Raw genomic sequence first — 17,887 nt, forward strand, 5'->3', positions numbered from 1 at the left:
ACAGAATAGACTTCGCCGGCTTAATAAGCCGGAGAGAGCCGGGATAAAATGGTTTTTGCTTCGCGCAGCAGGCGCTGGCGCGACAGCATTAGCTGAAAGCGGCCGCCGCCCACCTGCTGCCACAGCACGGCGGCGCGGATGCCCGCCAGCAGCGTGGCGCGCACGCGGCTCTGCAGCAGTGGATTCTGCAGCACCGCGGGCGAGCCGGTAACCTGAATGCGCGGCCCGAGCGGGCTGACCACGTCGACATAGATTGCCGCCATGGCGCTGGTAATGGTTTCCGAACCGAGTTCGTAGTGCGCCAGCTGGCGATCGAGCTGGCTGATGCGCTGCGCCAGCGTGTCGAGCGCGCTTTTATTGCCGCTCAGCTTGCGCTCCAGCACCATCAGGCTCAGCGTATAGCGCGTCAGCTCAGCGCCCATGCCCTGGCGGCTGCTGCTGTTAAGCACCGCCATCAGCGTTTCCAGTCCGAGGCGCAGATTGGCTTCATCATTGCCGAACACCGCCAGCGTCGAGCCGGGGTTCAGGTCAATTACGCTGCGCAGCGAGACGTTGAGCGCCTCCGGCTGGCACTGGCCCTGATGCGCCAGCTGCTGTACCAGATGCGCCGCCTGGCAGATGCCCGCCAGCGCCAGCGTGATCTCATAATAATTTTTAGCCACGGTTACTCCTGTCTACGCGTCAGCCATGCCGACTTAGTCTGCGATCAGCGGCAGGCGCTCTTCGATAATGCCGCCGCCGAGGCAGACGTCGCCGAGATAGAACACGGCGGACTGGCCCGGCGTCACCGCCGCAACCGGCGCGTCGAAGCGCACCTCAATGCGGTCTTCGCCGCGCGGCACGATTTCACACGGAATATCGGTCTGGCGATAGCGCGTTTTCACCGTACAGCGCAGCGGAGCGACGACTGGCTGGCGATCGACCCAGTGCAGCTGCTGGGCCACCAGGCCCACCGACATCAGGCGCGGATGGTCGGCACCCTGCGCCACGATCAGGCGGTTGCGCGCCACGTCTTTGTCCACCACGTACCAGGGATCGTCGCTGCTCTCTTTCAGCCCGCCGATGCCCAGCCCTTTGCGCTGGCCCAGGGTGTGATACATCAGGCCCTGGTGCTCGCCGACCACCTGGCCATCCACGGTTTCAATCACGCCCGGCTGGGCCGGCAGATAGCGGCCAAGGAAGTCGCGGAACTTGCGTTCGCCGATAAAGCAGATGCCGGTGGAGTCTTTTTTCTTCGCGGTGACGAGATCGAGCTGCTCGGCGATGCGGCGCACTTCCGGCTTCTCCAGTTCGCCTACCGGGAAGAGGCTCTGGGCGATCTGCTCGTGGCTCAGCGTATAGAGGAAGTAGCTCTGATCTTTGTTGCCGTCGAGGCCGCGCAGCAGCTGGCTTTTGCCGTCGACGTCCGCGCGGCGCACGTAGTGACCGGTAGCGATGTAGTCCGCGCCGAGATCCTCCGCCGCGAACTCCAGGAAGGCTTTAAATTTGATCTCTTTGTTGCAGAGAATATCGGGATTGGGGGTGCGGCCCGCTTTGTACTCTTCGAGGAAGTGTTCGAAGACGTTGTCCCAGTACTCTGCGGCAAAGTTGATTTTATGCAGCTTGATGCCGAGTTTATCGCACACCGCCTGCGCGTCCGCCAGATCGTCCGCGGCAGTGCAATACTCCTCGCCGTCGTCTTCCTCCCAGTTCTTCATGAACAGGCCTTCTACCTGATAGCCCTGCTGCTGCAGTAGCCAGGCGGATACGGAAGAATCGACGCCGCCGGACATACCGACGATCACTTTTTTCTGGCTGTTGTCAGACATGACGCACTCTTGATTACGATAAAAAAACAGGCGGCATAGTCTATCACGCGTCGGCGTGGCGCGCACCCTCGTGAAACGGCCACTGGAACGGCGCGATCAGATGCAGCGGATAGCGTGCGCCCTGTTGCCACAGCCGGACGCTTTCGGCGACCAGCGGCGAACGCAGGTTATCTGCGGCGATAATCTGCTCAGGCGTGCGCCACCAGCAGCAATCGATATCGCTGTCCTGCGGCGCGGTAGGGCGCTTTTCCGCCAGGTCGACGCCAAACAGAAAACGCACAAAAGGCGTATTGTCCGGCGCGATCCACTGCTGGACGCCGAGAAAATAGTCGAGCGCGCAGTCAAGGCCGGTCTCTTCATGCAGCTCGCGCCGCGCCGCCTCCAGCAGGGTTTCGTCCGCTTCCAGATGACCGGCGGGCTGGTTCCAGGTGGCGCGGCCTTTTACCCGCTCCTCCACCACTAACAGTTCGCCCTCGGCCTGCACGATACAGGCGACGGTGACATGAGGTTTAAACATCGATCCTCCGGGATTGTTAACCTGACGTTATCGAAAAACGCGGCGCTGCTTACGCCGAATCGGTTATTTCGCGCCACTCGCCTGGCGCTAAGGCGTCGAGCCAATAGTCGCCCATCGCATAGCGGATCAGGCGCAGCGTTGGATAGCCGATATGCGCCGTCATGCGGCGCACCTGGCGGTTACGGCCCTCGTAGAGCGTAATTTTCAGCCAGCTGGTAGGGATCGCTTTACGTTCACGGATCGGCGGCTGGCGCGGCCACAGCCAGGCCGGCTCGTCGACCTTTTCCACGCCTGCCGGCAGCGTAGGGCCATCTTTCAGATTAACGCCACTGCGCAGCGCCGCGAGATCCGCCTCCTGCGGCTCGCCCTCAACCTGAACATAGTAGATTTTGCCGGTGCGCTTGCCGGGCTGCGTCAGCGCCGCCTGCAGCGCGCCGTCGTTGGTGAGCACCATCAGGCCTTCGCTGTCGCGGTCCAGACGCCCTGCGGCGTAGACATCGGTAACAGGGATAAAATCCTTCAGCGTCTGGCGGCCGGCTTCGTCGCTAAACTGTGGCAGAACATCGAATGGTTTGTTAAATAATATGACGCGTCGCGGTCCGCGCGGGCGTGACGGTTTGCGCTGAGCGCCGCGCGGCGCGCGGTCAGGGCGTTTATGCTGGTGAATTTGCTGAGAACTTTTTCGCATGAGCTTTGCAGTCGGTGACAATCGGCGCATTATAACGCGAAACAGTGACGATTGGCGCGGCGTAAATATTCAAGTATCATGACCCCACATCTTACAATTTATTAACAAAACGCCCAGGAGAGGTTAATGGAAAGCAAAGTAGTTGTTCCGGCGGAAGGTCAGAAAATCACCCTGGATCAGGGCAAGCTCAACGTACCAAATAACCCGATCATTCCTTACATCGAAGGTGACGGCATCGGCGTTGACGTTTCTCCGGTGATGCTGAAGGTGGTTGATGCCGCTGTGAAGAAAGCCTACAACGGCGAGCGCAAAATCTCCTGGATGGAGATCTACACCGGCGAGAAATCGGTAGAACTCTACGGCCAGGATGTCTGGCTGCCGCAGGAAACCCTCGACCTGATCAAAGAGTACCGCGTCGCCATTAAAGGCCCGCTGACGACGCCGGTTGGCGGCGGCATCCGTTCTCTGAACGTGGCGCTGCGTCAGGAGCTCGACCTCTATGTTTGCCTGCGTCCGGTTCGTTACTACAAAGGCACCCCGAGCCCGGTAAAACGTCCTGAAGATACCGATATGGTGATCTTCCGTGAAAACTCCGAAGATATCTACGCCGGTATCGAGTGGAAAGCCGGTTCTGCCGAAGCGGACAAAGTGATCAAGTTCCTGCGCGAAGAAATGGGCGTGAAGAAAATCCGCTTCCCGCAGGATTGCGGCATCGGCGTGAAGCCGTGTTCGGAAGAGGGCACCAAACGCCTGGTGCGCGCAGCGATTGAGTATGCGATCACGAACGACCGCGACTCGCTGACGCTGGTGCACAAAGGCAACATCATGAAGTTCACCGAAGGTGCGTTCAAGGACTGGGGCTATCAGCTGGCGAAAGAAGAGTTTGGCGCTGAGCTGGTAGATGGCGGCCCGTGGATGAAGATTAAAAACCCGAACACCGGCAAAGATATCATCGTTAAAGATGTCATCGCCGATGCGTTCCTGCAGCAGATCCTGCTGCGTCCGGCAGAGTATGACGTTATCGCCTGTATGAACCTGAACGGTGACTACATCTCCGACGCCCTGGCGGCGCAGGTTGGCGGTATCGGTATCGCACCGGGCGCGAACATCGGCGACGAGTGCGCGCTGTTCGAAGCGACCCACGGCACCGCACCGAAATATGCAGGTCAGGATAAAGTGAACCCCGGTTCCGTTATCCTTTCTGCAGAAATGATGCTGCGTCACCTGCAGTGGTTCGAAGCGGCTGACCTGATTGTTAAAGGTGTTGAAGGCGCAATCGCTAACAAGACCGTGACCTATGACTTCGAGCGTCTGATGGAAGGCGCTAAACTGCTGAAATGTTCAGAGTTTGGCGACGCTATCATCGAAAATATGTAATACGCCTGTCGCTCCGATCGCCCTTGCGGCGATCGGAGTTTTTCCCCGCCGTGCTTTTCCCGCGCTTGTTTCCCTGCTGTTTAATTAAGATTTCTTTCTTTGCCTCTGCCCGCCTGAAAAGGCGCACCCTTATTTGCGGCGTACCGCAGGAATAATCGCCGCTGTTATCGTTTAATTTTTTTTATTCTGCGCGCTTTCTCCTTTTTATAAGGGTTGTTTTTTACCCTGTGGGCCAGGTTATAGTGACGGCGGACCCGCCGCGACAGGTAATTTAACAAGGAGTTAACTTATATATGAAAAAGAAAGTGCTTATACTTTTTCTTGCTGCAGCGCCGCTCTTCTCTTTTGCTGCGACCCGCTCCTGCAGCGATAAGATTACTGCGCTGGAGAAAAAAATGGCGCAGGCCAAAAAATATAATAACCGTGCCGAACTTTCCCGGCTTAATATCGCCCGGCATAAGGTGAAAACCTATTGCATCGACGAACGACAGGCGCAGCGGGCTAATAAGGCTATCAGCGAGCAGCAGCGAAAGGTGAAAAAGGCAGAGTTCGAGCTGCAGGATGCGCGGCAGGAGCTGAAAGAGGCGCAGGCAGACGGACGGCTGGATAAGATTTCTGAAAAAATGCACAAGGTAGAGGAGAAAAAAGTAAAGGTTGCGTCGGCGAAGCGCGCGCTAATCCAGGCGCAGGCTGCTGCGTCGCACCTTAATTAATACTCTGCCTTACGCAATGTGATTAAGTCAGGCCCGCTGCGCTGAGCCTGCTTCAGGCTGCTTATTATCCCGCCGCACGCGTTATTCTGCACGCGCCTGAGCGCGGCCGCTTTTTACGCAAAGCGGGCAGGAAATAATCTCGCGGGCAAGAATAAAGTTTAACCGTGAAGAGGCTGCGATAGAAAGAGTGGCGGCGGATGAGCACAGCTGCCATAACGGCAGATAAATAATTAAGCCGCGATAGCGCCGCAAATAACTTACGCCGTTGTTACTGACAGTCGGGTGAATTTTCTTCGCTCTTTCCTGCTATCGCGTTATCGGCTCGCTGGCGACGCCGCCCTGCAGAGAAGGGCGGCGAAAATCCGCGCCAGTCAGAGTTGACGAAGATCATAAAAGAGAGCGGCGGAATAGTTATAATTAGCGGCGAGCGTTGTTATGTGACCCGAATCACACAACCTCATCAAAATGTAATCTTTGTGTTTTTGGCTTTTTTAAATTTACCCTGTTTATTCAGGGTATTTTTTTGTCAATTTTCAGACCGGCAAAAAACAGGCGTGATAAGCATCGGCAGGCGTTATTTCAACGCGAAGGCCAATAAAAATTAACCGTTTTGTTCAGACTGGCGTGCGGGTAGTTAACGCGCGCCATTATTGTTGTAAAAAACCAGGGGTATATGATGTTAAAAAAAACTGCGGCTGAATTTTTCGGCACGTTCTGGCTGGTATTTGGTGGTTGCGGAAGCGCGCTGTTCGCCGCCACCTTTCCGCAATCAGGCATTGGCTTCGTCGGGGTGGCGCTCGCCTTCGGCCTGACGGTGCTGACCATGGCCTGTGCGGTTGGGCATATCTCCGGCGGCCATTTCAATCCTGCCGTGACGCTGGGCCTGTGGGCGGGCGGTCGCTTTAGCGTGAAAGGCGTCGTTCCTTATATTATCGCGCAGGTTGCTGGCGGTATCGCCGCAGCGGGCATTCTCTATCTTATCGCCAGCGGCAAAGCGGGCTTTGATGCGACCGCCAGCGGCTTCGCCTCTAACGGCTTTGGCGAGCATTCGCCGGGCGGCTACTCCTTACAGGCAGCCGTTATTATCGAGCTGGTGCTGACCATGTTCTTCCTGATCGTTATTCATGGCGCAACCGACAAAAAAGCGCCGGCAGGCCTGGCACCCGTCGCGATCGGTCTGGCGCTGACCCTGATCCACCTGATCAGCATTCCGGTAACCAATACCTCGGTCAATCCGGCGCGCAGTACGGCGGTTGCGCTTTTCCAGGGAACCTGGGCGCTGCAGCAGCTCTGGCTTTTCTGGCTGGTGCCGGTTGTCGGCGGCTGTATCGGCGGCCTTATTTACCGCTTCCTGCTGCAATCTAAAGATTAATTATCGCGCGCACTGCCGGTCATTTAAAAACCTCGCTATCTGGCGAGGTTTTTTTATCCGCATTATCTGATCAAAAAGGCCTTATTATTTCTATGGGGAAATGACGTTAAGCGTAACGGCTGAGCGCCAGCTAACAGCAAAATAAGCGCTGCGTTATAAATATATATTTGTAATAGCGTAGGTGATTCAGCATAAAGAGTGCTACTCTTTGCTTTCTGGGTACGTTGTCATGAGCGCAGGAAAACCCTTTGCGGCGTCGCTACAAGACGCTGCTCACTATTAGACATACATGAGTGTCTTTAAAACAGCGTTAGCTGAGCGAGTCACTGATGAAAGAGGGTTTCTACTGGGTGCGATCGGGCAGCGAGCCTTTGCAGGTCTGGTACTATTTATCGCAATACGGCTGGTATCGGCCACAAACGGCAATTCCCATTACTGCCACTTATTTTCGACAAATGGCCTTTGAAATAATTGGCGACAGACTGGTGCCTCCCTCCTCTGTTGACGCAGAAAAGTCTATCTTGTGATCGTTTAAAACGAAACGGTAAAAATACCGCTGCATCTGGCGCAACGCAGCGGCACAACGCTAAATATCTTTAAGAAAGATGCTTTATTCCGTTTACAGCCTGGGCTATGCATGCCCTGTGAAAGCGTAAGCGGAAAATGACTTTTTTGAACAATTATCTTTTATCTCCCTGCATTATAATGCTCAGGCCCGGCTTATACCCGGATGCGCGCATTAATTATTATCAGGTGAATAAAGTGAACTATAAGCAGTTTCAAAATAAAATAGAGTCCTGGGAGAAAATCTCTTTTACCGCCATTATATACAGCCAGTATGGCGCGGATTTTGAAGTGTATGCCATTGATGAACACAGCAATACTAAAAGCCGCATCTTTCTCTGCTACGCCGAAAATGAGGCGGAAGCGCAAAGGCTTGTCGACCAATATTCTGTATGGCTGGCGAAATTCAATAGTCTTGCACGCAAACGCCTCAGCAGCGAACAGGCGATGAAGAGCGCGCTGCTGCAGCAGGAGTAGCGGCGGCACAGGCGAGATGACGCGCGAAAGAGGCGGCCGAGGCTGCCTCTCTGCGTAGCCAATAGCCCGCGGTGCGCTAATATCCTCTGGGGAGACAGATTGACTTTTAGCTTGCTTATCTGTGGCGCGCGTGCGTTAATCGTCTGTCAGTCTGATTAGCAGACAATTTCAGAGTTAGTTTATATTGTATTTCTCATCTCAGTGGGCGCCACAACAAGCCTTTCTTTTTGAGTCTACCTCAGGTTCTGATTTATTTCTGCCATTCAGCCTCTTATGCCGTAAGGCTAACTAAAAAGGTTTTATATTATGTCGAATAAAATTTTCGGAACCGTGAAGTGGTTTAACGCAGAGAAAGGTTTTGGTTTTATCTCTCCGGAAGATGGCGGTAAAGACGTTTTCGTCCACTTTTCTGCTATTCAGGGCACGGATTATCGCTCGCTTGACGAAGGTCAGCGCGTTGAGTTTTCTGTTGAGCAGGGGCCAAAGGGGCCGTCAGCCGTAAACGTTGTGGGGCTTTAAGATTAGCCTTGCAGCCAGACGCTTCCGGTGACCGGGCACAGCATCCTGTCTCTGCGTTCGAACGGTGCAATAGCAATCCTTATGGCGCGACATGCATTTTTTGCAAAAGCGCTATGATTCTTGCCGACATCTCCGAACGTTAAGGGTTTTGCCGCTCTCTTGCAGAAGAGAGAGTAAAAGCCGCGCATCCGCCTGTTAAGGCATCCTCCGGGATGCCTTTTTTATTGCCGCAGGAACAGCGGCACGCCTGATGACGTCAGCGCCTTACGCCAGCAAAAAAAAGCCCCCAAAAGGGGGCAAGGGGTTGGAGTAACAGCCGCTCAGTAAGGTTCGTGGATTTCATTACCGAGCCGCTTAAATATAGCCAACCCCTGGGATAATTGCCTGCCTGAAGGGCGATATATATATGTAGAGGTCTAACCATTAGGTTTCTGTAGAAATGGAGTGGTTGAAATATATTGCTTTTTTAATTCTGAAAACGATTACTAAGAATGCTCCGCAAGTCGCCTCTGACAGCAAGATAACTGGAGCGTGCTGGATGGGCCACGCTTTCCTGCTGAGCAGCAGCTGCAGCAGAGGTGACGCGCGCTGTCGTGGAAAAAAGAGATAAAAAAGCATCAGAGGTGAGCAAAGAAAATAAAAAATACCCCCGCAAAGCAGGGGGGAGTCATAGCAGATATAAAACGGACTCGTCGAGCAATATCTCTGGTGGAGGCTTCGGCTCAGAATTAATTTTAAGCATAACACAGTTAATAAAGGCCGCTATTGATTTAAAAATAAATAATTGTTTTAGCCTCTAACGATCTGGCTTCTACCTTTCAAGGTGATGTTATTATATGGCTGCTATTAATATAGCGATTTTAGCCTTTTCCAGTAAAGAAAGGGGGGATTAATACCTCTGGCGATAGCGTACCTCTCTTTTATCTGCAACAACGACTCAATCCATTTTGACCGGACGACAGAAAGAGAGGGGAGGCGATACGGCAGAGGAACAGGCAACGGCATCGCGGCGTCGCCAGCAGATAAAGCTGCGCGTGAGTTGAGCAGGCGTCGCGCATATTATCGCCATATCAGTTTGAATTAAGTCGATATTTTGTTCAGGACGGCGCCGCAGGCTCCAGGCTTACAAAAAATAATCCCTTCGGCGTCAGTGGCTTCAACATTTTTGCTGTCGCTGCGCCTTGCCTAAACCATGAGTTTGATATTACTGTATTTATATACAGTATCCAGCAGAAGGAGTCTTTCTCATGAAGTTATATCGCCCCGCGGAAGTCCGCGACCTGTTGCCTTTGCCGCTTTATATTGAGCGCGTGCCCTGTGGTTTCCCGTCGCCGGCGCAGGATTACATCGAAAAACGTATCGACCTGAATGATCTGATGGTGCAGCACCCCAGCGCAACCTACTTTCTCCGCGTCAGCGGCGATTCAATGATCGACGCGGGCATCTGCGAAGGGGATATGATTGTCGTCGACTCCTCGCTGACGGCAAAACATGGCGATATTATCGTCGCCGCCATTGACGGTGAATTTACCATCAAGCAGCTTCGCATCCACCCCTCGGTGCTGCTGATGCCCGCCAACAGCAAACACAGCCCCATCCCCATCAATACGCCCGAAGGACTGCAGGTATTCGGCGTCGTCACCTACGTCATTAAATCGACGCACTGATATGTACGCGCTGGTGGACGTGAACAGCTTTTACGCCAGCTGTGAAACCGTCTTTCGCCCCGATTTACAGGGGGTTCCCGTCGTGGTGCTCTCTAACAACGACGGCTGCGTTATTGCCCGCAGCGCAGAGGCCAAAGCGCTCGGCATCAGCATGGGCGCCCCCTTTTTTAAGCTGAAAGAGGCGCTGCGCCAGCACAGGGTGCAGGTTTTCAGCTCTAACTATGCGCTCTATGCCGATATGAGCCTGCGGGTCATGACCACGCTGGAGGAGATGGCACCAGCGGTGGAGATGTACAGCATCGATGAGGCCTTTCTCGACCTGAGCGGCGTCAGCTTTTGCCAGCCGCTGGAGGCCTTTGGCCGGGCAGTGCAGGCGCGCGTGAAGCGGGAGCTGCATCTGCAGGTGGGCGTTGGAATTGCGCCCACCAAGACGCTGGCGAAGCTGGCCAACTACGCGGCGAAAAAATATCGCGCTACGCAAGGCGTGGTCGACCTGTCGCTCGCCGAGCGGCAGCGTAAGCTGATGGCGCTGGTGCCGGTAGAAGAGGTGTGGGGCGTCGGCGCGCGCATCGGGAAAAAGCTGCAGCAGATGGGCATCGAAAACGCGCTGCAGCTGGCTGACAGCTCTACCTGGGTCATACGCAAGCACTTCAACGTGGTGCTGGAACGCACGGTGCGCGAGCTGCGCGGCGAAGCCTGTCTGGACCTGGAGGAGATGGTGCCGACCAAACAGCAAATCGTCTGCTCACGTTCGTTTGGCACGCGCCTTACCGAGTACGGTGACGTGCGGCAGGCGGTTTGTCAGTACGCCGAGCGGGCAGCGGAAAAGCTGCGGCAGGAAAACCAGTATTGCCGGCAGATCGCGGTATTCCTGAAGACCAGCCCGCACGCGGAAAACGAAGCCTACTATGGCAATCAGGCTATGGGGCAGCTGCTGACGCCGTCAAACGACACCCGCGATATCGTCCGCATTGCAACAGAGGCGCTGGATCGCATCTGGCTGGACGGCTACCGCTATATGAAGGCGGGCGTTATGCTGGGGGATTTTTTCAGCCAGGGCGTGGCGCAGCTCCAGCTGTTTGACGCTTACGGGCCGCGAGCCAACAGCGAGGCGCTGATGCAGGTGATCGACAGAATTAATCAGGCGGGCAGGGGAACGCTCTGGTTTGCCGGGCAGGGCATCGAAAAGAGCTGGGCCATGAAGCGAGAGATGCTGTCGCCAGCTTATACCACGCGCTTTTCAGATTTGCCGATCGTCAAATAAGCGAGCGGCCTGATGTCTCAGTGTTTCTTCACGCTGGAGGGGAGCGGTTCGCTATAGCCGCGCGGGGGTTCGGTGACGGCGCGCGCCGAGGGGAACTCCTGGCGTATCTCCGCCAGCGCCAGCGCCAGCGCCTGTTTCCTGTCGCTGTCGCGCTCCGTCATCGCCATCGCTTTCAGGCGATTCGCCAGCGAGGCGCCTGAAATTGAGGCATTTTGTTCAAGCAGCGCGGTGACCGCTTCGCCAATCAGGTAATCAGTGAGTTTTTCAATCTTACTTCTTTGCATAGCCGCATCTCTTATTACAGTGTTGCCCGTTAACGGGAGAGAGACGGAAGGCGCGCTGGCTGTGTGCAACTTCGCCTGTGGCCAGTGTCCGTCAACATGCTCTCCCTGACACGTTCCACTGTGAATCATGCTGCGGGCGGGGGACGAACGCAATGGCAGCCTGCAATTTATCATTAACGCTTAAATAGCAGGCCAATAAGTTTTTGATAGTGCTGCTCTTCTTCCGGAGTGGATGCCAGCTCAAGACGCGCAAGCAGCTTTGTGCAGAGCATTTTCCGATTGAGCTGTTTACCGGCGCGCAGAATCTCGACCACAATTTCACCTAAGGTTTCCTGCTGGCACGGCAGCACGGCCTGATTGAAGTAGTGAGCAATATCACTGGCTGCGGTTGACCTGTTTCCAGTCTGGCGCATAAGCAACCCTTAAATATCCGTATGGTTAAAATGTAATCAGCTAAGCGATGCTTAAAGTTATACAACTTATGCAAGCTTGTACAGAATTACCTGCACTGGCGGGCGTTTATTTTTTGTGCTTTATCGCTATAGCAATATTAACAACGGGTTAGCTGAGAGCGGGCACGGCCTGGCGTCAGTTTAATTTACTGGCCAGCAGGCGAATGGCGCGCTCGCAGGCGGCTCTGGTCTCTTCATCCTGCGCCCGCGCGCCTGCGCGGTAAAGCGCGCCAATAATTTCCTGTAGCGGAAGCGCTTCGCCAGGTTGCAGAAGTTGCGCCACCACGCGGCCTAGCAGAGCATAAACTTCCTGGTTGTCAGCAGTTTCATTGTGGTTCACTCTGTCTCCTGGAAGGCGATAGCAAATAGGTAATCTCTGGTACATTAACTTTTTTACTGCTTTATCGAAAATCGGCCGTGTGAAAAAAAGATGCGGCGCGCAATATATTTAGGAAATAATTATTTCCTAATAGGCCAAATGAATTAATCCAGAATGCCAAGCAGCATATTAATCGTTTCTGCTCCATTAGTCACATCCTGAACTTTGCCAACCACGCGCATGCCGAACGCCACGCACAGCAGCAGGCCCGCTGCCGTCTCCGCATCCAGCGCAGCAGAGACCGATCCATCCTCTTGCCCTTCGCGAATCAGGGAGATTAAAAAGTTGCGGTTGCGCAGCACCGCCTGACGCACCAGGTCGGAGAGTTCAGTATCCAGGCTCTGCAGCTCGACGGTGCTGCCGACCACCAGGCAGCCGCGGCGACCTTCGATTTCACGCGCGGAGTCGAGGTAAAACTGCAGCAGCTCGGCAATGCGCGCTCTGCCGGTGGTATGCGGCTGAAGACGCGCGCGCAGGTCGGCACCGCGCACGCTGATATAGCGCTCAAATACGCGCAGGAACAGGGTACGCTTGTCTTTAAAAGCCTTATAGATACTGCCTGCCGTCAGGTTCATCGCTTCGCTGAGATCGGCCACCGACGAGGCGTGGAAGCCTTTTTGCCGGAAGACAATCATTGCGTTATCGAGGGCGGTATCGGTATCGAAGGCTCTGGGCCTGCCGCGCTCTCTGACCGGCGCGGCGGATGTCCGGGATGTCGTCATTGCTCAGTTTGAAAAGGTATTTGCTGCCAAATTACCACAATCGCAAGCCTCAGGAAAAAAATAAAAGTCTGGCGGTGCGGTGCGTGGGTTAAAACAAATGCGTCACAGGCGACAGCGAGAGAAATAAGCAGGCTAAATAATTACTTTTATTAACCAGAACGGGCAGCGCTATGGCGGACGCGCGCGCTCAGAAATTTCAGATATGCAGCGATAATTTTTACGCTGCCGGCGCGCTGGCCTAACCTGTGGACGTCAACATAAAAAAGGATGACTTATGAAATCTCTCTCAACGTTTGGTGCCGCAGCGCTTGTGGCATTCACTTTCTCTGCCACGGCGGCTGAACCTGCCACGATGAAAAACCCGATCAGCGTTCACGTGCTGAATTTGCAAACCGGTATTCCTACCGCTGGCGTGGCGGTGGAGCTGGATCAAAACCGCAACGGCAGCTGGGTTAAGCTCGCCGAGGGGGTCACCGACGCCAACGGCCGCATCAGCGCGCTCTATCCTGCGGGCAAGCAGGCGGAACAGGGCACCTATAAGGTGGTGTTCAAAACCGGCGACTACTACGCTGGCGTGAAGCAGAAGACTTTCTTCCCGGAAATCCCGGTGATCTTTACCCTGGAGAACACCAGCCAGCACTACCATATCCCGCTGCTGCTCAGCCCTTACGGCTACTCTACCTATCGCGGCAACTAAGACCTGTCGCGGCAACTAAGCGGCATCAGATAAAAAACGGCCTGACGCGGGATACCGCTCAGGCCTTTTTTTTACCGGGCCGGGTAACAGATCAATCGCGGACCGGCGCGCAACGCGGCGAAATTAAGCGAAAACTAATCTTTATTACGTAGGCTGCAGCAGCTGATAACGGCAGGTCAGGCGCCTGCTCAGGAGAGAGGGAACGCCTGGTGCCGTAGCGCACTTTGTCAGTCAAACCAGATGCTGATTGTTTTGACCGGAGCCTACCTTTTTGCTGCGACTGCTTTTTTTGTTAATCGGCGCGCCAGTGCTGCGCGCCAGCTGGCCAGCTCTGCTGGCGGCCGGCACGCTGTGCCTCGGTGCCAGCGCGGCCATTGTGCTGGAGAGTTTTTATCACGCCACCCTCTCCGTACCGCTCTGCCTGCTGAGCCTTTTTCTCCTCGCCGAAGGACTTATCCAGGCCTGGCGTGCGTGCGCCAGGTTTGAGCGCGGCTGGGCGGCGCAGAGCAAAGCGCTGACGCTGCTGCTGCTGGGCGCGGCGCTGCTGGCTGCGCCGCACGAGAAAGGGAGCTGCGGCGCCTGGCTGTTTGCGCTCGCCTTTTTGCTGGACGGCGGTTTTCGCATTATCGCCTGCGCGCTGATGCGCTGTCGCCGCTGGCACTGCAAGCTGGCGATCGGCGGCGGCGAATGGCTGCTCAGCCTGATGATCGTTACGGACTGGCCGCTGCCCCATCGCGTGCTGATCCCGGCTGGATTCGCCGTGGTGCTGCTGGGCTGGGCGCTCTCGCTGCTGCAGATCGCCTGGCAAATCCGCGCCTTGCCGCCGGAGACCAGCGTAGCGGCGCTGCCGCTGTTTACCCGTAAAGGGGTGCGTAATCCGCACGGGCTCGATTACCGCCACGTTCCCTGCGACGGCGCGCCCGCCAGCGAGCCGCTGACCATCTATATCTGGACGCCGCTGGGATCGGGCAGCGTCGCCGGTCGTCGTCCCTGGTTTGATCGCTGGGTCGCCGCTATCGATCACCGCGGCCAGGTTTCTACCGGCCATACCTCGCTGGCGATGGGCGACAGGCTCTACGTCAGCCTCTATCCGGTGGAGGATATAACCGGCACGCTGGGCGGCGTGCTACAGATGCTGCACGCGCGTGAAGAGAATGACGTTGCCGGCTTTCACCAGCGCTCGCTTGAGCGGGAGATCAAAGAGTGGTGCCTGCCCGATAAGCGCCTCTCGCTGCCGCACTATAACCAGCAGGCGCTGATCAACTACTGGGCGAGCCAGGGCCAGGATTGTCGCTACAACCTGACGTCGCGCAACTGCTCCACCAGCGTAATGCAGGCGCTGGACGTCGCCACCGAAGGCCTGCTGGGGCTGCGCGGCGTGCGCGGCTACGCGGCGCTGCTCGATCCTGACTTCTGGCTGCTGAGCCTGATCCGCAGCCGGGCGGAGGGGATGACGTGGACGCCGGGTCTGGTCATGGATTATGTTCAGGTGCTGCGCCGGGTGCTGGCATCTCAGCTGGGGGGTAATAAGGGTCGGGACCGGGTTGCGGAGCGCGTGCGGAAAAATAATCATGCCTGCCAGACAGAGCGCGGCTAATTATTTATTAAATGGACGACCTGAATAAAAGAAGAGAGTAAGAAAAAATAAATAGCGGCTGAGTGCGGTCAGCCGGAAATAAAAGGCCGGGAGGATAACGCCCGGCCTTTTATTTTTAACTGGCGCTTTTATCCACCGCAGTACGGCGGCTGAGTTTGCCGCCGACGCGTCCCGCCTCGACCGCGCGCTCGCGGTTATATTTAAAATTACCGCTGCTCATCTGCCCGCCTTTTTTTTCCGCTTCACGCGCTCTGTCGGGATTTTCAGCAAAGTTACCTGCTCCACCACGTCGCTGAGTCATATCAATTCCTCTCTGTATAAAATAATAATTAAAAAAGAGTTTCAATGCGTTTTAACTATGTAAGGTGAAGAGCAATTTAGCAATGTAGCATAATGGATGAAACTTAAGGCGTGGAGGAGGGGGTGAGTAATCGTTTCCTAATAGTGAGGTTTCTAATCATCTATCTCAGAAAGAGATTTTTTCGCATTTTGTACAACTGTGAAATGACTTGTACAATTTGTCCCATTGTGCGGAAATGTGATGTTGATCACATTAAAAAAGGCGGTTTTTTATCTCCAGCTTAAAAAAACAGCGCCCGGGGATCGGGGCGCTGTTTACACAGGACGCGGGGTCAGGTGGCTACCACGGGGTTACGGCCGACGGAACAGCGCAAGACTGCGCCCCTCCAGCTCAAAGTCCTTCTCTTTGGTAATCACCAGCCCCTTGTTGTCGTTGTCGGAGGTGGTAAGCTCCAGCACCCAGCCGCCTTCGCCAAACTGCGGAATGCGGAACGGCACCGTGCCCTCAAACGGGTTGATCAGCATCAGCACGTCGTGCCAGATACCCTCTTCGGTTTGCAGATCAGGACGGCCGATATAGACGCCCAGCGTCGAGCCTTCCTCCCACTGCTCCTCCTGCTGGAAGCCGCCGCCGGCGTTAAACCACTTGATCTCCATGCCGTCACGCCAGCTCTCGCGGCGCAGCAGCGGCTGCTCGGCGCGCAGGCGGATAACGTGGCGCGTAAACTCGCGCAGCGCCTCTGCGCTGGCAGGGAGGTTCTCCCAGTGTACCCAGGAGATCTCGCTGTCCTGACAGTAGCCGTTGTTGTTGCCCAGCTGGCTGCGTCCGAACTCATCGCCCGCCAGCAGCATCGGCGTGCCGTGGGAGAAGAAGAGGGTGGCGAGGAAGTTACGCTTCTGGCGCTCGCGCACCGCGTTAATCCCTTCATCCTCGGTCGCCCCCTCCGCGCCGTAGTTATAAGAGCGGTTATCGTTGTGCCCGTCGTTGTTATCCTCGCCGTTGTCGTCGTTGTGCTTCTCGTTGTAGGAGACCAGATCGTTCAGCGTAAAGCCGTCATGGGCGGTGATAAAGTTGACGCTTGCCCAGGGACGACGGCCGCGCTGATCGTAGAGATCGCCGGAGCCGAGCAGGCGCGCGGCGAAGTCGGTGGAGACGTTGTCGCCTTTCCAGTATTCGCGCACCGTGTCGCGGTATTTATCGTTCCACTCCGCCCAGCCCGGCGGGAAGCCACCGACCTGATAGCCGCCGGGGCCGATATCCCAGGGTTCGCCGATCAGCTTCAGCTTCGACAGCACCGGGTCCTGCATAATGGCGTCGAAGAACCCGCCGCGCTGGTCGAAGCCTTCCGGCTCGCGGCCGAGGATGGTGCCGAGATCGAAACGAAACCCGTCGATATGCATCGATTCCGCCCAGTAGCGCAGGGAGTCCAGCACCATCTGCAGCACGCGCGGATGAGAGGTATTCACCGTGTTGCCGGTGCCGGTATCGTTGATGTAGTAGCGGTGCTGATCGGGCAGGGTGCGGTAGTAGGAGAAGTTGTCGATGCCCTTAAAGGAGAGCGTCGGGCCAAGCTCGTTGCCTTCCGCCGTGTGGTTGTAGACCACGTCGAGGATCACTTCGACGCCGGCGTCGTGGAAGGCGCGCACCATATCGCGGAAGCCCTGAATGCCGCGCGGGCCGTAGTAGCGCGGCGCGGGGGCGAAAAAGCCGATGGAGTTGTAGCCCCAGAAATTTTTCAGCCCCCGGTCCAGCAGGTGCTGATCGTCCGGGAACCAGTGTACCGGCAGCAGCTCAACCGAGGTGATACCCAGGCTTTTAATGTAGTCGACCGTGGCCTGATGCCCCATGCCTTCGTAGGTGCCGCGCAGCGTCTCCGGCAGCGCTGGATTAAGCTGGGTGAACCCCTTTACGTGCGTCTCGTAGATCACCGTGTTCGACCAGGGAATGCTCGGACGGTTATCGTCCTGCCAGTCAAACTCGTTGGGATCGATGACCCGACACTTGGGCATAAAAGGCGCGCTGTCGCGCGTGTCGAACGTCAGATCTTTATCCTCATGCAGCAGCTCATAGGCGAAGTGCGCCTCGTTCCACTCGATATCGCCCGCCAGCTCGCGCGCGTAGGGATCGATGAGCAGCTTGTTGGGGTTAAAGCGATGGCCGTTCTCCGGGTCGTAAGGGCCGTAAACGCGATAGCCATAAAGCGCGCCGGGCTTCAGGCCCGGCACGTAGCCGTGCCACACCTCATGGGTAAACTCCGGCAGCTCGAGGCGCGCGATCTCATTCTTGCCGCTCTCATCGAACAGACAGAGCTCAATGCGCTCGGCGTGGGCGGAAAAGATGGCAAAATTCACGCCTTCGCCGTCGTAGTTGGCCCCCAGCTGCTGTCCCGAACCTGATGTAATAGTAAACTCTGTAGCCTCAGACATTTATCCCTCTCCATTCAGTAACATGCTATCCACAAAAAACGCGATGAATGACATCGTTTTTCA

At 56.0% G+C, this 17,887-nt stretch carries 19 protein-coding genes; 9 read left to right on the top strand and 10 right to left on the bottom strand.

Annotated features, from left to right (window positions below):
* Positions 1-20: 20 nt before the first annotated feature.
* The 4 genes from hflD to rluE are packed head-to-tail and all read right to left on the bottom strand — an operon-like array spanning position 21 to position 3,043.
* Positions 21-662 carry a high frequency lysogenization protein HflD gene (gene hflD / locus MHZ97_RS03185; protein ID WP_103795510.1) on the bottom strand — a complete coding sequence of 214 codons (642 nt, stop codon included), beginning with the start codon at positions 660-662 and terminating at the stop codon, positions 21-23.
* A gap of 33 nt (positions 663-695) precedes the next feature.
* Positions 696-1,808, bottom strand: a complete 1,113-nt coding sequence (gene mnmA, locus MHZ97_RS03190; protein WP_103795511.1) for a tRNA 2-thiouridine(34) synthase MnmA — start codon at positions 1,806-1,808, stop codon at positions 696-698.
* Positions 1,809-1,851: 43 nt separating this feature from the next.
* Complete coding sequence (locus tag MHZ97_RS03195) at positions 1,852-2,325, bottom strand: NUDIX domain-containing protein (protein WP_239311972.1); 474 nt, start codon at positions 2,323-2,325, stop codon at positions 1,852-1,854.
* A gap of 49 nt (positions 2,326-2,374) precedes the next feature.
* Positions 2,375-3,043 (bottom strand): 23S rRNA pseudouridine(2457) synthase RluE, encoded by a 669-nt coding sequence (gene rluE / locus MHZ97_RS03200; RefSeq protein WP_239311970.1) that lies wholly within the window; start codon positions 3,041-3,043, stop codon positions 2,375-2,377.
* A 96-nt stretch (positions 3,044-3,139) separates the two neighbouring features.
* Here rluE and icd point away from each other — a divergent pair, with 96 nt between their 5' ends.
* From icd to umuC, 7 genes are all read left to right on the top strand, one after another.
* Positions 3,140-4,390: an NADP-dependent isocitrate dehydrogenase gene (icd, locus tag MHZ97_RS03205; RefSeq protein WP_096072959.1), complete on the top strand. Its 1,251-nt coding sequence runs from the start codon at positions 3,140-3,142 to the stop codon at positions 4,388-4,390.
* 293 nt (positions 4,391-4,683) lie between these two features.
* Positions 4,684-5,103 carry a DUF1090 family protein gene (locus MHZ97_RS03210; RefSeq protein WP_239311969.1) on the top strand — a complete coding sequence of 140 codons (420 nt, stop codon included), beginning with the start codon at positions 4,684-4,686 and terminating at the stop codon, positions 5,101-5,103.
* A 676-nt stretch (positions 5,104-5,779) separates the two neighbouring features.
* Positions 5,780-6,475 (top strand): aquaporin Z, encoded by a 696-nt coding sequence (gene aqpZ, locus MHZ97_RS03215; protein WP_239311967.1) that lies wholly within the window; start codon positions 5,780-5,782, stop codon positions 6,473-6,475.
* Between the two features lie 663 nt (positions 6,476-7,138).
* The gene (locus MHZ97_RS03220) at positions 7,139-7,516 is read left to right on the top strand and encodes a hypothetical protein (protein WP_239323683.1); all 378 of its coding nucleotides are present in this window, start codon (positions 7,139-7,141) and stop codon (positions 7,514-7,516) included.
* Positions 7,517-7,822: 306 nt separating this feature from the next.
* Positions 7,823-8,035, top strand: coding sequence for a cold-shock protein (locus MHZ97_RS03225; protein ID WP_103795517.1), 213 nt, complete (start codon positions 7,823-7,825; stop codon positions 8,033-8,035).
* A gap of 1,247 nt (positions 8,036-9,282) precedes the next feature.
* The gene (gene umuD / locus MHZ97_RS03230) at positions 9,283-9,702 is read left to right on the top strand and encodes a translesion error-prone DNA polymerase V autoproteolytic subunit (protein ID WP_103795518.1); all 420 of its coding nucleotides are present in this window, start codon (positions 9,283-9,285) and stop codon (positions 9,700-9,702) included.
* A 1-nt stretch (position 9,703) separates the two neighbouring features.
* The gene (gene umuC / locus MHZ97_RS03235; RefSeq protein ID WP_239311964.1) at positions 9,704-10,966 is read left to right on the top strand and encodes a translesion error-prone DNA polymerase V subunit UmuC; all 1,263 of its coding nucleotides are present in this window, start codon (positions 9,704-9,706) and stop codon (positions 10,964-10,966) included.
* Positions 10,967-10,983: 17 nt separating this feature from the next.
* On the opposite strand, the gene MHZ97_RS03240 is transcribed toward umuC, so the two are convergent.
* The 4 genes from MHZ97_RS03240 to MHZ97_RS03255 all read right to left on the bottom strand — a co-directional run bounded on the left by MHZ97_RS03240 (position 10,984) and on the right by MHZ97_RS03255 (position 12,803).
* Complete coding sequence (locus MHZ97_RS03240) at positions 10,984-11,250, bottom strand: hypothetical protein (protein WP_239311963.1); 267 nt, start codon at positions 11,248-11,250, stop codon at positions 10,984-10,986.
* Between the two features lie 173 nt (positions 11,251-11,423).
* Positions 11,424-11,663 carry a regulatory protein YcgZ gene (gene ycgZ, locus MHZ97_RS03245; RefSeq protein ID WP_239311960.1) on the bottom strand — a complete coding sequence of 80 codons (240 nt, stop codon included), beginning with the start codon at positions 11,661-11,663 and terminating at the stop codon, positions 11,424-11,426.
* A gap of 175 nt (positions 11,664-11,838) precedes the next feature.
* Entirely contained in the window at positions 11,839-12,042 is a 204-nt protein-coding gene (locus MHZ97_RS03250; protein ID WP_239311956.1) for a hypothetical protein, read from the bottom strand.
* A 143-nt stretch (positions 12,043-12,185) separates the two neighbouring features.
* Positions 12,186-12,803, bottom strand: a complete 618-nt coding sequence (locus MHZ97_RS03255) for a TetR/AcrR family transcriptional regulator (protein ID WP_103795523.1) — start codon at positions 12,801-12,803, stop codon at positions 12,186-12,188.
* Between the two features lie 274 nt (positions 12,804-13,077).
* Between MHZ97_RS03255 and uraH the strand changes: the two genes are divergently transcribed.
* Positions 13,078-13,500, top strand: coding sequence for a hydroxyisourate hydrolase (gene uraH / locus MHZ97_RS03260; protein ID WP_103795524.1), 423 nt, complete (start codon positions 13,078-13,080; stop codon positions 13,498-13,500).
* 271 nt (positions 13,501-13,771) lie between these two features.
* A complete protein-coding gene (locus tag MHZ97_RS03265) occupies positions 13,772-15,097 on the top strand; it encodes a hypothetical protein (protein ID WP_239311953.1) in 1,326 nt (441 codons plus the stop codon).
* Between the two features lie 115 nt (positions 15,098-15,212).
* Here MHZ97_RS03265 and MHZ97_RS03270 read toward each other — a convergent pair whose 3' ends face one another.
* Positions 15,213-15,398, bottom strand: a complete 186-nt coding sequence (locus tag MHZ97_RS03270; RefSeq protein ID WP_239311951.1) for a general stress protein — start codon at positions 15,396-15,398, stop codon at positions 15,213-15,215.
* Between the two features lie 350 nt (positions 15,399-15,748).
* Positions 15,749-17,824, bottom strand: coding sequence for a glycogen debranching protein GlgX (gene glgX, locus MHZ97_RS03275; RefSeq protein WP_103795527.1), 2,076 nt, complete (start codon positions 17,822-17,824; stop codon positions 15,749-15,751).
* Between the last annotated feature and the right edge of the window lie 63 nt (positions 17,825-17,887).

Origin of the sequence: Pantoea sp. ACRSC, assembly GCF_022346785.1 — a bacterium.
Classification (GTDB): Bacteria; Pseudomonadota; Gammaproteobacteria; order Enterobacterales; family Enterobacteriaceae; genus Pantoea; species Pantoea alvi.

Bases quoted from the DNA above. Each gene is read 5' to 3' on its own strand.
- mnmA (WP_103795511.1), bottom strand. From the start codon at position 1,808: ATGTCTGACAACAGCCAGAAAAAAGTGATCGTCGGTATGTCCGGCGGC.
- MHZ97_RS03195 (WP_239311972.1), bottom strand. From the start codon at position 2,325: ATGTTTAAACCTCATGTCACCGTCGCCTGTATCGTGCAGGCCGAGGGC.
- rluE (WP_239311970.1), bottom strand. From the start codon at position 3,043: ATGCGCCGATTGTCACCGACTGCAAAGCTCATGCGAAAAAGTTCTCAG.
- icd (WP_096072959.1), top strand. From the start codon at position 3,140: ATGGAAAGCAAAGTAGTTGTTCCGGCGGAAGGTCAGAAAATCACCCTG.
- MHZ97_RS03210 (WP_239311969.1), top strand. From the start codon at position 4,684: ATGAAAAAGAAAGTGCTTATACTTTTTCTTGCTGCAGCGCCGCTCTTC.
- aqpZ (WP_239311967.1), top strand. From the start codon at position 5,780: ATGTTAAAAAAAACTGCGGCTGAATTTTTCGGCACGTTCTGGCTGGTA.
- MHZ97_RS03220 (WP_239323683.1), top strand. From the start codon at position 7,139: ATGACTTTTTTGAACAATTATCTTTTATCTCCCTGCATTATAATGCTC.
- MHZ97_RS03225 (WP_103795517.1), top strand. From the start codon at position 7,823: ATGTCGAATAAAATTTTCGGAACCGTGAAGTGGTTTAACGCAGAGAAA.
- umuD (WP_103795518.1), top strand. From the start codon at position 9,283: ATGAAGTTATATCGCCCCGCGGAAGTCCGCGACCTGTTGCCTTTGCCG.
- umuC (WP_239311964.1), top strand. From the start codon at position 9,704: ATGTACGCGCTGGTGGACGTGAACAGCTTTTACGCCAGCTGTGAAACC.
- MHZ97_RS03240 (WP_239311963.1), bottom strand. From the start codon at position 11,250: ATGCAAAGAAGTAAGATTGAAAAACTCACTGATTACCTGATTGGCGAA.
- ycgZ (WP_239311960.1), bottom strand. From the start codon at position 11,663: ATGCGCCAGACTGGAAACAGGTCAACCGCAGCCAGTGATATTGCTCAC.
- MHZ97_RS03255 (WP_103795523.1), bottom strand. From the start codon at position 12,803: ATGACGACATCCCGGACATCCGCCGCGCCGGTCAGAGAGCGCGGCAGG.
- uraH (WP_103795524.1), top strand. From the start codon at position 13,078: ATGAAATCTCTCTCAACGTTTGGTGCCGCAGCGCTTGTGGCATTCACT.
- MHZ97_RS03270 (WP_239311951.1), bottom strand. From the start codon at position 15,398: ATGACTCAGCGACGTGGTGGAGCAGGTAACTTTGCTGAAAATCCCGAC.
- glgX (WP_103795527.1), bottom strand. From the start codon at position 17,824: ATGTCTGAGGCTACAGAGTTTACTATTACATCAGGTTCGGGACAGCAG.